Genomic DNA, 14636 nt, shown 5'->3' on the forward strand with positions numbered 1-14636 from the left:
GTCTCGAGCCCTCCACCATGCACGACAAGATCCTCATCCTCGACTTCGGTTCCCAGGTCACGCAGCTGATCGCAAGGCGCGTCCGCGAGGCGCATGTGTACTGCGAGATCCACCCGAACGACGTGTCGGACGAGTTCATCCGCGAGTTCGCGCCGAAGGGCATCATCCTGTCGGGCAGCCACGCCAGCACCTACGAGGACCACGACCTGCGCGCCCCGCAGGCGGTGTGGGAGCTGGGCGTGCCGGTGCTCGGCATCTGCTACGGCATGTTCACGATGGTGGTCCAGCAGGGCGGCGAGGTTGAGGCCAGCGCGCACCGCGAGTTCGGCTACGCCGAGGTGAGGGCGCATGGCCACACCCGGCTGCTGCAGGGCATCGAGGACTTCAGCACCCCTGAGGGCCATGGCATGCTGAAGGTGTGGATGAGCCACGGCGACAAGGTCACCAAGCTGCCGCCCGGCTTTAAGCTGATGGCCAGCACGCCGAGCTGCCCGATCGCCGGCATGGCCGACGAATCGCGCGGCTACTACGCGGTGCAGTTCCACCCCGAGGTCACGCACACGGTGCAGGGGCGCGCGCTGCTGGAGCGCTTCGTGCTCGAGATCGCGAAGGCGCAGCCCGACTGGGTGATGAAGGATCATGTCGCCGAGGCGGTGGCGGCGATCCGTGCGCAGGTGGGTGACGAGGAGGTGATCCTCGGCCTGTCGGGTGGCGTGGACTCCAGCGTGGCGGCGGCGCTGATCCACCGCGCCATCGGCGACCGGCTGACCTGCGTGTTCGTCGATCACGGCCTGCTGCGCCTGAACGAAGGCGACATGGTGATGGAGATGTTCGCCGGCAAGCTGCACGCGAAGGTGGTCCGCGTCGATGCCGCCGAGCTGTTCATGAACGAGCTGGCCGGCGTGGCCGACCCCGAGGCCAAGCGCAAGATCATCGGCCGGCTGTTCGTCGATGTCTTCAAGGCCGAGGCGGCCAAGCTCAAGGCGAGCGGCGCGGGGCACCGCGGCGCGACCTTTCTGGCGCAGGGCACGATCTACCCGGACGTCATCGAGTCGGGCGGTGCCAAGACCAAGAAGGCCACCACGATCAAGAGCCACCACAACGTCGGCGGCCTGCCCGAGCAGCTCGGCCTGAAGCTGCTCGAGCCGCTGCGCGACCTGTTCAAGGACGAGGTGCGCGAGCTGGGCGTGGCCCTGGGCCTGCCGCACGACATGGTCTACCGCCATCCCTTCCCGGGCCCTGGCCTGGGCGTGCGCATCCTCGGCGAGGTGAAGAAGGACTACGCCGACCTGCTGCGCCGCGCCGACGCGATCTTCATCGAGGAGCTGCGCAACACCGTCGACCCGGCCTCCGGCAAGACCTGGTACGAGCTCACCAGCCAGGCCTTCGCGGTCTTCCTGCCGGTCAAGAGCGTGGGCGTGATGGGCGACGGTCGCACCTACGACTACGTGGTCGCGCTGCGCGCGGTGCAGACCAGCGACTTCATGACCGCCGACTGGGCCGAACTGCCCTATGCGCTGCTCAAGCGCACCTCGGGCCGCATCATCAACGAGGTGCGCGGCATCAACCGCGTGACCTACGACGTGAGCAGCAAGCCGCCAGCGACGATCGAGTGGGAATGAGCCAGAATGGCTCGACAGCGTTCGGCGTAGTTCGCCGAATCGCAAATTCCCGTGACGTGACAATGGGTTAGCGTTCAGGCAGTACATCGGCGTTCATCGTCGACCGCGACCAAGTGACGGTATCCCTGACGGGCTTTGCGCTGCTACGCTGAAGTCGCTCGAAAAGTACCGTCAGGCGGTCTGACGGTATCGGGTGACGGTATCGGTGAGGCCCTCATGTCAGTCGTACGCCACCTGGACGAGTCCGCCAGCGCGGTCCCTTCGCGGGTCCGCTCGCTCACGGATCTCCAGCTCAAGGCCCTGAAGCCGCGGGACAAGGCCTACAAGGTCAGCGACCGGGACGGGCTGTATGCCTACGTGGCGCCTTCCGGGAGCGTCAGCCTGCGGTTCGACTACCGCATCGGCAAGCGGCGGGAGACCCTGACTCTCGGTCGCTACGATCCGACAGCCCCGGCGCGCGTACCCCGGCCCATGGACGTGCTCGACTACGGCATGGGCCTGTCCCTGGCCGAAGCCCGACTCCTGCTGATCAAGGCGAAGCGTTCGCTCGACGAGGGCGTGTCGCCGTCGCGTGCGAAGGCGGAGAAGAAGGCCGCAGAAACCGACGCGCTGACGTTCGGCAAGTGGGTCGAGCGCTACTTCGAGTTCAAGGGCGACCCGAAGAGCAAGGGCGAGCAGCTCGCCGACAGCACGCTCGCGATGCGTCGATCGACCTACAAACGCGCGCTGGAGAAGCCGCTCGGCAGGTTGATGCTTGAGGAGATCACGCCGAACCGGCTCGCCGCCCTGTGCGATGACATCAAGGCACAGCGGGGTCCGGCTGTGGCAGTGCACGCGCGGGAAATCGTCCTGATGGTCTACCGGCATGTCCAGCGCAAGGGGATCGAGGTGTCGAACCCGGCCGAGCGCGTGCAGGCGAGCGCCATCGCCCGCTTCGAGCCGCGTGATCGGGCGTTGTCCCCGAGCGAGCTGCGCCTGTTCCTCGCGGCGCTTGATCAGGCTGCGACGATGCCCACGCTGCGGCTGGCCGTTCGCTTCGTGCTCCTGACGGGCGTTCGCAAGGGCGAGTTCATCGGCGCGACCTGGGACGAGGTCGACTTCGACGGCGAGACCTGGACCATTCCATCGCGCAGGATGAAGGGCGGCAAGCCGCACATCGTCTACCTGAGCGACCAGGCGCTGGACATCCTGACGACGCTGCGATCGTGCTTCTCGGCGAGCCGCTATCTGCACCCCGGACGGTACGACAGCGATCTTCCGATCAGCGATGCGACCCTGAACCGGGTCATCGCCATGGCAATTAGCCGAATTCAGACGACGGTGCCGGACTTCCTGCCGTTCACCGTGCACGACCTGAGACGGACGTTCAGCACCTCGCTGAACAGGGCCAAGTTCGATGAGCGCTGGATCGAGATGGCCCTGGCGCATGCCCCTCGAAACCGCATCGCCGCAACCTACAACGTCGCGCGCTATGCAGCCGAGCGTCGAATCATGATGCAGGCCTGGGCGGACATGCTGACCCTGTGGGAACAAGGCAAGTCAGCACGGGACGTGATTGCGAAGGCCAGGCGAGATGCTTCCGAAGTGATGGACCTGGAACTTGCCGACGATCTTTGATCGCCCTTGTTGGTGTCGCTGAAGCTCTGACGGACCCGCCTTCGGCATCGGGCGACTGCCGGCTTGGAGGACACCCGTTCAAGGTGAAACCGAAGCCGGCGCAAGCCCTGCCTGCGTCAGTCCACCTTCGCCGTCCGCAGGCGCAATGCGTTGCCGATCACGCTCACCGACGACAACGCCATCGCCGCCGCGGCGACCACCGGTGACAGCAGCAGCCCGAAGAACGGGTACAGGACGCCGGCCGCGAGCGGAATGCCCGCGACGTTGTAGGCAAAGCTCAGGAACAGGTTCTGCCGGATGTTCTTCATGGTTGCGTGCGACAGCGTGCGCGCCCGCACGATCCCCATCAGGTCGCCCTTGAGCAGAGTGATCCCCGAACTCTCCATCGCCACATCGGTGCCGGTCCCCATCGCGATGCCCACGTCGGCTGCAGCCAAGGCTGGCGCGTCGTTGACGCCGTCGCCGGCCATCGCCACCACCCGGCCCTCGGCCTTCAAACGCTGCACGACCGAGGCCTTGTCCTCGGGGAAGACCTCGGCCACGACCTCGTCGATGCCGAGTTCGCGGCCGACCGCCTCGGCCGTGGTCTTGCCGTCGCCGGTCAGCATGACGATGCGCACGCCCGCGCCCTTGAGAGCCCGCAGGGCCTGGGCCGTCGTCACCTTGATCGGGTCGGCAATCGCCACGAAGCCTGCCAGCGCGCCGCCCACGCCGACGAAGATGACCGTCGCCGCCTTCTGGCGCTGCGCCTCCGCTGCGGCGACCTGGATCGCCGTGTCGATGCCGTGCTCGGCCAGGAACTTGGCGCTGCCCGAGACGATCACCTGGCCGTCGACGGTGCCGATGACACCCTTGCCGACGGGCGAGTCGAAGTCCGTGACGGGCGACAGCGGCAGCTTGCGGTCCTGCGCGTCCATCACGATGGCCATCGCCAGCGGATGCTCACTGGCACGCTCGACGCTCGCGAGCTTCTGCAGCACGGCGTCGGCGGTGAAGCCCGGCGCGGGCTCGATGTGAACAACTTTGGGCCGGCCCTCGGTCAGCGTCCCGGTCTTGTCAACGACCAGCGTGTCGACCTTCTCCATGCGTTCGAGCGCCTCGGCGTCGCGGATCAGCACGCCGTTCTGCGCGCCACGGCCGACACCCACCATGATCGACATCGGCGTGGCCAGCCCCAGCGCACAGGGGCAGGCAATGATGAGCACGGCTACCGCCGTGATCAGCGCGTAGCTGAACGCCGGCGACGGCCCCCAGACCAGCCAGGCGACGAACGTCAACACCGCCACGCCGATCACCACGGGGACAAACCAGCCCGCCACCTCGTCGGCCATGCGCTGGATGGGAGCCCGGCTGCGCTGGGCGGCGGCCACCATGTGCACGATCTGCGAGAGCAGGGTGTCGGCGCCGACCTTCTCGGCGCGCATCACGAAGCCACCGGTCTGGTTCAGCGTTCCGGCCGTGACCTTGGAGCCCATCGCCTTCGCCACCGGGATCGGCTCGCCGGTCACCATCGACTCGTCGACGTTGCCCTTGCCCTCGGTGAGTTCGCCGTCGACCGGCACCTTCTCGCCGGGGCGCACGCGCAGCAGGTCTCCGACCTGGATGGCGTCGACCTGGACGGCTTCGTCGCTGCCGTCGGCGTTCACCTTCACCGCCGTCTTCGGTGCCAGGCCAAGCAGGGCCTTGATGGCGCCCGAGGTCTTCTCACGGGCGCGCAGCTCGAGCACCTGGCCGAGCAGAACGAGCACGGTGATGACCGCCGCCGCCTCGAAGTAGATCGCGACGGCGCCATCGGCCATGCGCAGGTTCGCGGGGAACAGCTGCGGTGCCACCGTGCCGACGATGCTGTAGAGCCAGGCCGCGCCGGTGCCCAGCGCGATGAGTGAGAACATGTTCAGGCTGCGGTTCTTCACCGACGCGACGGCGCGCACGAAGAAGGGCCAGCCCGCCCACAGCACCACCGGGGTGCCGAGAAGCAGCTGTATCCAGTTCGACATCTGCTGGCCGAGCACGTGACTGAGGTTCGTCAGGTGGCCGCCCATCTCCAGCGCGAAGACAGGCACGGTCAGTGCGGTGCCGATCCAGAAGCGCTTCGTCATGTCGCGCAGCTCGGGGCTCTCGCCTTGCTCGGCAGTGGCCAGCACGGGCTCCAGCGCCATGCCGCAGATGGGGCAGCTCCCCGGTCCCATCTGGCGCACCTGTGGGTGCATCGGGCAGGTGTATTCAACCTGGCTTGTGTCGACACCGGGGACTGGTTTCGGCTGCGACGGTGCGTGGGCGTGGTGCCCGTGGTCGTGGTGGCCGTGCGCCGCGTGGTCGTGGTGCCCGCCCTTCATCACGGTGCCGTCGGGCATCACGTGGGTGCCTTCGGCCGCATGCACGTGATGCGCGTGATCGTGGGTGGTGCTGGTGCGGTCGGGCATGGCGCTCTCCTGTTGTCGCCGACAGTCTCCACCTTGTCCCGGTGGGAAGGTCAAGGGCGCGCTATCGAGCGGCGAAGACGGCTGCAATCCACAGGCCGAGCACGGCCAAGCCAAGCCAGCATAGCCAGAACAATGCCCGCTCCCACCAGAGGGGTGGCCCGTCCTGACGCTCGAGCTGGACCTTCAGGGTCATGCCGATGCCGTGGACGAGTGCGCCGCCAGCGAGCAGCGGCAGGGCGTAGGCGCGGAGCCACTCCGGCAGTAACAGTGCCGCTCCAGCGCCCAGAGCGATGGCTCCCAGCCCCGAGGCCAGCTCGGCAGCCTTCACGTGACCGCGAGGCCCGGACTTCATGTCAAGGCGGCGGCGTATGGTCCTTGCGCTGCCCGTGGTCGCGATGGCCATGGTGCCCGTGTCCATGGAAGAAGTGCATCAGCGGGCATGCCAGCAGGAACAGGTAAGGGATGGCCTGCGTCACGTGCGTCAAATGCTCGGTGAGCAGGTAATAGATGCCGACCGCGCCCGCGACGAGCATAAAGGCGCCCAACGGCGAGCGCCAGCGCGACGGTGGAGTGGGATCCTGGGGATGCATGACCCGCCTCGACCTACTTGGCCGCTGGCGCCTTCATCGCCTCGCGGTCCATCATCATCTTCATCATCATTTCCATCATGTCCATGCGCTTGCCCATCATCTCCGGGCTCATGGGCATGCCGCCCATCCCCATACCGCCCTTGCCGCTGCGCATCTGGCCCATCATCGCCATGTTGTCCTGCATGAGCTTCATGTGCTCCTGCATCAGCCGGGACCGATCCTCCGGCGTCTTGGCAGCCATCATCCTGTCGTGCATCTCCTGCATCGACTTCATCATCGAGTCCATCTGCCCGGGTGTCGGTGCCGCGGGACCGGCAGCTGCGGTACCTGGCGGGTGATGGGCGGCGTGGTCCTGTTCCTTGGGGCCAGCGGCACACCCGGCCAGCACGAACGAGGTGCCGAGTGCTGCGAGGGCGAGCTTCATATGGCCTCCTGAGATTGCGTCGGTCAGTATGTGCGCGGCACCTGCTGTGCGGCCTTGACATGCCTCAAAGGCTTCTGCACTCCCAGGTCAGCTGCGGCATCCGCAGCAGCCACCCGTCTTCACGGGCTCTGCCACCACCGTCGCGGCCTGCACCGGCACGGGCGTGTAGCCGGCCTCGGCGATGGCGTCGTTCAGTTCCTGGGCGTCCGCTTCGGTCGGCTCCACCATGACGAGATGCTGCGCCAGGTCGATGGTGACCTTCGCATCCTTGTCGGTGGCCTTGATGGCCTTGGTGATGGTGCTGACGCAGTGGCCGCAGGTCATGTCGTCTACGCGGAAGACTTGCATCGCTTGCTCCTTGGGTTGTCGATGGCGTCATCATTGACCTTGCCACTGTGACAAGGTCAACACTGCTGGGCGTGCCTCTCCAATCGTTGACCTCGGACGGAACCCGAGCCGTATTCGAAGAGTCAACGCGGCGAGCGGGTGTGCCTTACCTCACCGCACGAAACCGGAGCTCTCCATGAAGCTGTATTCGCTTGTTGTTGGCACTGCAATGACTTTGTCTGGCGCGGCCTTCGCCCAGACCTCGACCGCGGACCACTCGGCGCATCACCCTCCTGCTGCATCTGCCGCTGCGGCTGCAACTGCGACCAGCGAAGGCGAAGTCCGTAAGGTCGACAAGGAGCAAGGCAAGGTGACGCTGAAGCATGGCCCCATCGCCAACCTCGACATGCCAGGCATGACGATGATCTTCAAGGTCGCCGACCCCAAGATGCTCGACAACCTCAAGCCAGGCGACAAGGTGAAGTTCGCGGCGTCCAACAAGGACGGTGCCATCACCGTCACGGCCATCGAAGTGGCGAGGTGAGGATCGCATCTGCAACCTCCTTCTGTCGCTGACGCTGGTTGCAGGCACGACCGACGGGTCAGCGCAGCACGTCGACCACCACGTTCAGGCCGGCGGCCATGCCGGCCTGTAGGGCTTGGAAATCAAGGCGCCGTCGGCCGCGCAGATCCCGGGTGGCCGGGATGACCCAGGTCAAGCCACGCGTGCCGGCCCACGCTCGAATTCGGCAAGGACGCTAGACTGTCCTGATCCATGCTGCGTCGTCGCCTATTCCGCCTCATCACCGCAGTCCTTGCGGTGATGTCGCTGCTGTTCTCGCAGCTGGCGCTGGCGAGCTATGTCTGCCCGGGCCAGCCGGACATCGAAGCCATGGCCGCGATGGCCGAAGCGGGCACGCCCTGCGAAGGCATGGACCAGGACCAAGCGGTCCTGTGCCACCAGCACTCCGCCGACCCTGGCAAGACCTTCGAGGCGGTGAAGCTGCCGGCGGTGGGCCAGCCGGTGGTCGCGCAGGTGCTTGAGCTGCCGCTGGTGCTCGAGGCCCAGCAGGCTCGCGCCGTCCCGACGACGGCCACGCCGGAGGCCCAGCCGCCTCCGGACCCGCTCTTCCTGTCCACGCTCAGACTCAGGGTCTGACCCGCTCCGTCGACTGACCGGTGCTGGTGCGGCATGTCCGCACGCAAGCCACGTTCCCGCTCGTCCTCGGAGTCTTTCGATGTCCATCCACATCCTGCGCGCAGCCGCTTTGGCCGCCGCCTTGCTTTCGGCCAACTGGGCCACCGCGGCACCCTTGTCGCTCGAACAGGCCCTGGACCTGGCGGCCCAACGCTCGCAGATGGCACGCGCCGCACGAGCCGGTGCGACAGGCGCGGCCGAGATGGCGCGTGCCTCCGGGCAGCAGCCCGACCCGATGCTTGCCGTCGGCATCGACAACCTGCCCGCGACCGGCTCGAACCGCTTCCGCACGAGCGCCGAGGAGATGACGATGAAGCGCATCGGCATCGCCCAGGAGTGGGTCCCGGCCGACAAGCGCACCGCACGCGAGGCCGTGGCCAACGCGGTCGCCGGCCGCGAGTTGGTTGCTGAGCATGTCGCGGTGGCCGAGGCTCGCCTGCAGACCGCGCTGGCCTACATCGACGCCTATTACGCGGGCATGGCGCTGGAGCTCACCACGCTCAACGAGAAACATGCCCGCGAAGAGCTCGAGGCCGGCAAGGGCCGCCTGGCGACGGTCTCTGGCAGCAGCGCCGAGGTGCTCGGCCTGGCCGGTGCTGTCGGCGTGGCCGAGGACGAGTCTGCCGACCAGCGACAGCAACAGGGCGCCGCGGCCGCGGTGCTGCAGCGCTGGACCGGCATGCCGGTCGACGGGCTGTCGGAGCCGCGAACAGCGACCGTCCCCGCGCTGGACGCGTACGTCGCCGCACACCCGGTCGTCGTGACCAAGCTGCGCGACATCGAGGTCGCCCGCCAGGAAGCCTCGGCGGCCACCTTGAACCGCAAGCCCAACTGGACCTGGGAGGTGTCGTACGGACAGCGGCAGGGCATGTCGGACCTCGTCTCCTTCGGGGTGCGCATTCCCTTGCCCGTTGCGCCCGCCGCCCGACAAGACCGCGAGACAGCCGCCCGGCTGGCACTTGTGGACAAGGCGGAGGCAGAACTCGAAGAGGCACGGCGCGCAGCGGCGGGCGAGTACGCGGCACTCGTCAGCGACGCCCGGCGGCTGCAGGAACGCATGGAGCGCTTCGACGCCGGCGTGCTGACTCCCCTGCGGCAACGCACCGCAGCCACGCTGGCCGCCTACCGCTCCAACCAGGCCAGCCTGGTGATGCTGTTCGAGGCGCGCCATGCCGAGGTCGAGGCGCAGCGCAAGCTGCTGGCGCTCCGGCGCGACCTGACCAAGACACAGGCGCAACTCGCCTTCAAGCCGATTGCGCAAGGAGCCGTGCGATGAGCCGCCTTCAAGTCTCTCTCGTTGCCCTGGCCGCGGTGGCCGGGATTGCCGGTGCCGCGTTCTACCTGGGCCGCAGCACCGCCGACCACGCCTCGATGGCGTCATCCGCCACGGCTTCATCGGGGGCCGAGCGCAAGGTCCTGTATTGGCACGACCCGATGGTGCCGGGCCAGAAGTTCGACAAGCCGGGCAAGTCGCCGTTCATGGACATGCAGCTCGTGCCGGTCTATGCCGATGAAGCCGGCGACAGCGGCGTCAAGGTGAGTCCGCAGGTCCAGCAGAACCTCGGCATCCGAACGGCCGTGGTGACGAGGGCGGAGGTCAGCTCCTCGTTCGATGCGGTGGGCGCGGTGCAGTTCGACGAGCGATTGAGCGTGGCTGTGCAGACACGGACCGCCGGCTACCTCGAGCGGCTCGCCGTCCGGGCGCCGATGGAGAGGGTGGTCAAGGGGCAAGCCCTGGGCACGGTGTTCGCGCCGGATTGGCTCGGGCCGCTGAACGACATCGTCGCCCTGACGAAGGCGGGCGCATCGCCGGAGCTGCTGGCGGCTGCCCGAGAGCGCACCCGCGCGATGTCCATCCCTGCCGAGCTGGTCCGCCAGGCCGAGGCAGGCGGGACGCCACAGGCGCGCTACACGCTCGTCGCGCCCGCGAGTGGCGTCATCGCGGAGCTCGGCGTGCGGGAGGGAGTAGCGGTCTCTCCCGGCATGACACTGTTCCGCATCGCCGGCCTGGAGCGCGTCTGGGCCGTCGCCGAAGTGCCCGAGGCGCAGGCTGTGCGGCTCCAGCGCGGCCAGAAGGTGAATGCCGTCCTGCAGGCTGACCCGACGCAAAGCTTCACCGGAACAATGCAGGAGGTCCTGCCCCAGGTGAACGCGGCCACGCGCACCCTGCAGGCCCGCTTCGAGGTCGACAACCGTGGCGGCAGGCTGGTGCCCGGCATGTTGCTGCGCCTGCAATTCGCTGGCCCGGTTGCGTCCCGGCTCGTCGTACCTGCCGAATCGGTCATCCGCACCGGCACGCGCGCTGTCACCATCGTGCGCAAGGCCGACGGGACCTTCGAGCCGCGCGAGGTGAAGCTCGGCGTCGAACTGGGCGAGCAGCTCGAGGTGGTCCAGGGGCTGGCGGAAGGCGATGAGGTGGTCGCCAGCGGTCAGTTCCTCGTGGACTCGGAAGCGCGCCTGCGGTCGGTGCTCGGCAGCATGGCTTCGGCCCAGCCGGCATCCGCCGCGGCATCGACGGCCAGCTCGGGCACCTTCACGGCGCAGGGCAAGGTGGAGAGCGTCGATGCGGACAGCATCACCATCTCGCACGGTCCCGTGCCGGCGTTGAAGTGGCCAGAGATGACGATGGGCTTCGGCAAGGCCGACCCGAATGCCTTCGCCGACGTCAAGCCCGGCGACACAGTGCAGTTCGAGTTCCGGCAGGGCGGGCCGATGGACTACGAACTGGTCTCCATTCAGCGCAAGGGAGCGGCGAAGTGATTGCCGCGCTCATCCGCTGGTCGGTGGTCAACCGCTTCCTGGTGCTCATCGCGACCGCCTTCCTCGTGGTGGCCGGCCTGTGGTCGGTGTCGCGCACACCCGTCGACGCCTTGCCCGACCTGAGCGACGTGCAGGTGATTGTTCGCACCACCTACCCCGGCAAGCCGCCGCAGGTGGTGGAGGACCTGGTCACCTATCCGCTGACCACGACCATGCTCAGCGTGCCCGGTGCCAAGACCGTGCGCGGCTATTCGTTCTTCGGCGATTCCTTCGTCTACATCCTGTTCGACGACAAGACCGACCCGTACTGGGCCCGGTCCCGCGTCGTCGAGTACCTGAACCAGGTGCAGAGCCGGCTGCCGCCGGGGGCGACTGCTGCCCTCGGGCCGGACGCCACCGGCGTGGGCTGGGTCTACGAGTACGCCCTCGTTGACCGCAGCGGCAAGAACGACCTGGGACAGCTGCGCGCCTTGAACGACTGGTTCCTGAAGTTCGAGCTCAAGACCGTGCCCGACGTGGCCGAGGTGGCCAGCATCGGCGGCATGGTGCGGCAGTACCAGGTGGTGCTCGACCCCGACCGCATGCGCCAACTCGGCGTCACGCAGAGCATGGTGATGGAGGCGCTGCGCAAGGCCAACCAGTCCTCGGGCGGCTCGGTCGTCGAGCTGGCAGAGGCCGAGTACATGGTGCGCTCGCAGGGCTTCCTGAAGTCGCTCGACGACTTCCGTGGCATCCCCATCGCCTTGACCGGTGCCACGCCGGTGCTGCTGCGTGATGTCGCCTTCGTGCAGATGGGCCCGGAGATGCGCCGGGGCATTGCCGAACTCGACGGGGAGGGCGAGGTCGCGGGCGGCGTCGTCGTGATGCGTTCGGGCAAGAACGCCCGCACGACCATCGCGGCAGTGAAGGCCAAGCTGGAAGCCTTGAAGCCCAGCCTGCCCCCGGGCGTCGAGGTCGTGGAGACCTACGACCGCTCCAAGCTCATCGACCGGGCCGTCGACAACCTACAGGTGAAGCTTATCGAGGAGTTCGTCGTCGTCGCGCTCGTGTGCGCGGTCTTCCTGTTCCACCTGCGCTCAGCGCTCGTCGCGGTGGTCACGCTGCCCGTCGGTGTGCTTACTGCCTTCATCGTGATGTACTGGCAGGGCATCAGCGCCAACATCCTGTCGCTGGGGGGCGTGGCCATCGCACTCGGCGCGATGGTCGACGCGAGCGTGGTGCTCGTCGAGGCGGTGCACAAGCAGCTCGAACACTTCGAGGACGAGCATGGAAGGCAGCCCGGCCTCTCCGAACGCTGGGCGCTGGTGACGCAGGCCTCGGTCGAGGTGGGGCCGGCGCTCTTCTTTTCGCTGCTGGTCATCACGCTGTCCTTCCTGCCGGTCTTCACGCTGGAGGCGCAGGAGGGGCGTCTGTTCTCGCCGCTGGCCTTCACCAAGACCTATGCGATGGCCGCAGCCGCGGGGCTGTCGGTGACGCTGGTGCCGGTGCTGATGGGCTACCTCATCCGGGGCCGCATCCCGAAGGAGACGGCGAACCCGGTCAACCGCTTCCTCATCGCCGTCTACCGGCCTGCGCTTGAGGCGGTGCTGCGCTTTCCGAAAGCGACGCTGCTCGCGGCGGCGGTCGTGCTTGCCGCGACGCTCGTTCCCTTGATGCGCCTGGGCGGCGAGTTCATGCCGCCCCTCGACGAGGGCGACCTGCTCTACATGCCGTCGGCGCTGCCGGGCCTGTCGGTGTCGAAGGCGACCGAGCTGCTGCAGCAGACCGACCGCCTCATCAAGACGGTGCCCGAGGTCGAACGTGTGTTCGGGAAGGCCGGCCGCGCCGACAGCGCCACCGACCCGGCGCCGCTGGAGATGTTCGAGACCACCATCCAGTTCAAGCCGCGCGCGCAGTGGCGGCCTGGCATGACGCCCGACAAGCTGGTCGACGAACTGGACCGCGCCGTCAAGGTGCCGGGCCTGTCGAACATCTGGGTGCCGCCCATCCGCAACCGCATCGACATGCTGGCCACGGGCATCAAGAGTCCCGTCGGCATCAAGGTCGCGGGCACGGACTTGGCGGTCATCGACAAGTTGACGACGCAGATCGAGTCGGTTGTGAAGAACGTGCCAGGTGTGTCGTCGGCACTGGCGGAGCGACTCACCGGTGGTCGCTACATCGACATCGATGTCGACCGGGCGGCGGCGGCGCGCTACGGCCTATCAATGGCGGACGTACAAGCCATCGTTGCGACGGCCATCGGCGGCGAGAACGTCGGCGAGGTCGTCAGTGGACGGGAGCGGTTCCCCATCAACGTGCGCTATCCACGGGAGATTCGGGACTCGCTCGAACGCCTGCGCACGCTGCCCTTCGTGACGGACCGGGGTGCACAGCTACTCCTCCAGGACGTGGCCCGCGTGAGGCTGGCCGAAGGACCGCCGATGCTGCGCAGCGAGAACGCGCGCCTGTCGGGCTGGGTCTACGTCGATGTGCGCGGGCGCGACCTGCGCTCGGTGGTCGTGGACATGCAGGCCGCCGTGGCAGGGCAGGTGGCGATGCCGGCGGGTTACGCCGTCTCGTGGTCGGGCCAGTTCGAGTACCTCGAGCGAGCCACGGAGCGCCTGAAGCTCGTCGTACCCGCCACGCTGGCGGTCATCTTCGTGCTGCTCTACCTGCTGTTCCGGTCCGTGGGCGATGCGGCACTGGTGATGGCGGCCGTGCCGTTCTCGCTGGTCGGCGGGTTCTGGCTCATCTGGGTGATGGGGCATGCCATCTCGGTGGCCACGGCCGTCGGGTTCATCGCACTGGCGGGTGTCGCAGCCGAGTTCGGCGTGGTGATGCTCGTCTACCTGAAGAACGCGCTCGACCGGCGTCTTGCGGCTGGCGAGCCGGACAACCCGGATACCTTGCTTGCCGCCGTCCGCGAAGGCGCCGTGCTGCGCGTGCGTCCCAAGGCGATGACGGTGGCGGTCGTGATGGCCGGCCTGCTGCCCATCCTGTGGGGTGGCGGTACCGGATCAGAGGTGATGACCCGCATCGCCGCGCCCATGGTCGGTGGCATGGTGACCGCCCCGCTTCTCAGCATGTTGGTCGTTCCAGCGGCGTGGTACCTGCTGGGCCTTCGCCGTGTACGTCAGCGGAGCCGGCAGGAGTTCGTGGCACGTGAGCCGGCAGACCCGCCGACTGCCGTCGCCTGAACACGCCGGCTGCAGAAAGAGCGTGGATTTGTAGAGCGACGCTGCAGGCGCGGCGGCGTCTGTCGCGTCAGGTGGAACCCGCCAGCGCCCGGATTGAGCCGAGTGCGGGACGGATGCCGGAGACCATGGCATTCCAGGCCGCCGCGAAGGCACCGCGTGCCGGAAGGGGCCGCGGCATCCGGTAATGCAGCGGGCCGTGCCCGTAGACCTCCAGTCGAGCGTGCCCGAAGGCCGACACCCGCAGCTCGCACTCGCGCGTCAGGACGTGCACGTCACCGGGCGCCAGGAGGATGTCGTCAGGCTCGCCGTCGACGGTGGCCCACACGGTCCCGCCGGCGCTGCGCAGCAGGTCCCCCGCACGAACCGACAGGGTCAACAGGTGCTGATCGTCCAGCCGGATTTCGGTGCGCGTGCCGATGCCGAAGGGCTGCGAGCGAGGTGTCTTCATCGCGTTCATGTCCGTGCTCCTGTGGAAGAGGGGGTGCACGGAAGTCTT

At 67.7% G+C, this 14636-nt stretch carries 13 protein-coding genes; 7 read left to right on the top strand and 6 right to left on the bottom strand.

The window, feature by feature from the left end:
- Nucleotides 1–17 precede the first annotated feature (17 nt).
- The gene (gene guaA / locus x551_RS05630; RefSeq protein ID WP_011829221.1) at nucleotides 18–1622 is read left to right on the top strand and encodes a glutamine-hydrolyzing GMP synthase; all 1605 of its coding nucleotides are present in this window, start codon (nucleotides 18–20) and stop codon (nucleotides 1620–1622) included.
- Between the two features lie 135 nt (nucleotides 1623–1757).
- Nucleotides 1758–3239, top strand: coding sequence for a site-specific integrase (locus tag x551_RS05635; protein WP_231497442.1), 1482 nt, complete (start codon nucleotides 1758–1760; stop codon nucleotides 3237–3239).
- A gap of 116 nt (nucleotides 3240–3355) precedes the next feature.
- On the opposite strand, the gene x551_RS05640 is transcribed toward x551_RS05635, so the two are convergent.
- The 5 genes from x551_RS05640 to x551_RS05660 form a co-directional block, all read right to left on the bottom strand.
- Complete coding sequence (locus x551_RS05640; protein WP_275452070.1) at nucleotides 3356–5662, bottom strand: copper-translocating P-type ATPase; 2307 nt, start codon at nucleotides 5660–5662, stop codon at nucleotides 3356–3358.
- Between the two features lie 61 nt (nucleotides 5663–5723).
- Entirely contained in the window at nucleotides 5724–5990 is a 267-nt protein-coding gene (locus tag x551_RS05645) for a hypothetical protein (protein WP_152543424.1), read from the bottom strand.
- Nucleotides 5991–6015: 25 nt separating this feature from the next.
- Complete coding sequence (locus x551_RS05650; RefSeq protein ID WP_036228815.1) at nucleotides 6016–6252, bottom strand: DUF2933 domain-containing protein; 237 nt, start codon at nucleotides 6250–6252, stop codon at nucleotides 6016–6018.
- A gap of 13 nt (nucleotides 6253–6265) precedes the next feature.
- On the bottom strand, nucleotides 6266–6676 hold the full coding sequence (locus x551_RS05655) for a hypothetical protein (RefSeq protein ID WP_036228817.1): 411 nt from the start codon (nucleotides 6674–6676) through the stop codon (nucleotides 6266–6268).
- A gap of 87 nt (nucleotides 6677–6763) precedes the next feature.
- On the bottom strand, nucleotides 6764–7024 hold the full coding sequence (locus tag x551_RS05660; protein ID WP_036228819.1) for a heavy-metal-associated domain-containing protein: 261 nt from the start codon (nucleotides 7022–7024) through the stop codon (nucleotides 6764–6766).
- Nucleotides 7025–7199: 175 nt separating this feature from the next.
- Between x551_RS05660 and x551_RS05665 the strand changes: the two genes are divergently transcribed.
- From x551_RS05665 to x551_RS05685, 5 genes are all read left to right on the top strand, one after another.
- Complete coding sequence (locus tag x551_RS05665; RefSeq protein WP_197028703.1) at nucleotides 7200–7547, top strand: copper-binding protein; 348 nt, start codon at nucleotides 7200–7202, stop codon at nucleotides 7545–7547.
- 231 nt (nucleotides 7548–7778) lie between these two features.
- Entirely contained in the window at nucleotides 7779–8162 is a 384-nt protein-coding gene (locus x551_RS25760) for a hypothetical protein (RefSeq protein ID WP_036228823.1), read from the top strand.
- Between the two features lie 79 nt (nucleotides 8163–8241).
- Nucleotides 8242–9477: a TolC family protein gene (locus x551_RS05675; RefSeq protein WP_036228824.1), complete on the top strand. Its 1236-nt coding sequence runs from the start codon at nucleotides 8242–8244 to the stop codon at nucleotides 9475–9477.
- On the top strand, nucleotides 9474–10961 hold the full coding sequence (locus x551_RS05680; RefSeq protein ID WP_036228826.1) for an efflux RND transporter periplasmic adaptor subunit: 1488 nt from the start codon (nucleotides 9474–9476) through the stop codon (nucleotides 10959–10961). The genes x551_RS05675 and x551_RS05680 overlap by 4 nt, the downstream gene beginning before the upstream one ends.
- Nucleotides 10958–14140: an efflux RND transporter permease subunit gene (locus x551_RS05685; protein WP_036247784.1), complete on the top strand. Its 3183-nt coding sequence runs from the start codon at nucleotides 10958–10960 to the stop codon at nucleotides 14138–14140. Before x551_RS05680 ends, x551_RS05685 begins: the two co-directional genes overlap by 4 nt.
- A gap of 67 nt (nucleotides 14141–14207) precedes the next feature.
- Here the strand turns inward: x551_RS05685 and x551_RS05690 are convergent, their stop codons facing one another.
- Nucleotides 14208–14597 (bottom strand): DUF2917 domain-containing protein, encoded by a 390-nt coding sequence (locus x551_RS05690; RefSeq protein ID WP_036228828.1) that lies wholly within the window; start codon nucleotides 14595–14597, stop codon nucleotides 14208–14210.
- Between the last annotated feature and the right edge of the window lie 39 nt (nucleotides 14598–14636).

Source organism: Methylibium sp. T29, assembly GCF_000576205.1.
In the GTDB taxonomy this organism is placed as follows: domain Bacteria; phylum Pseudomonadota; class Gammaproteobacteria; order Burkholderiales; family Burkholderiaceae_C; genus Methylibium; species Methylibium petroleiphilum.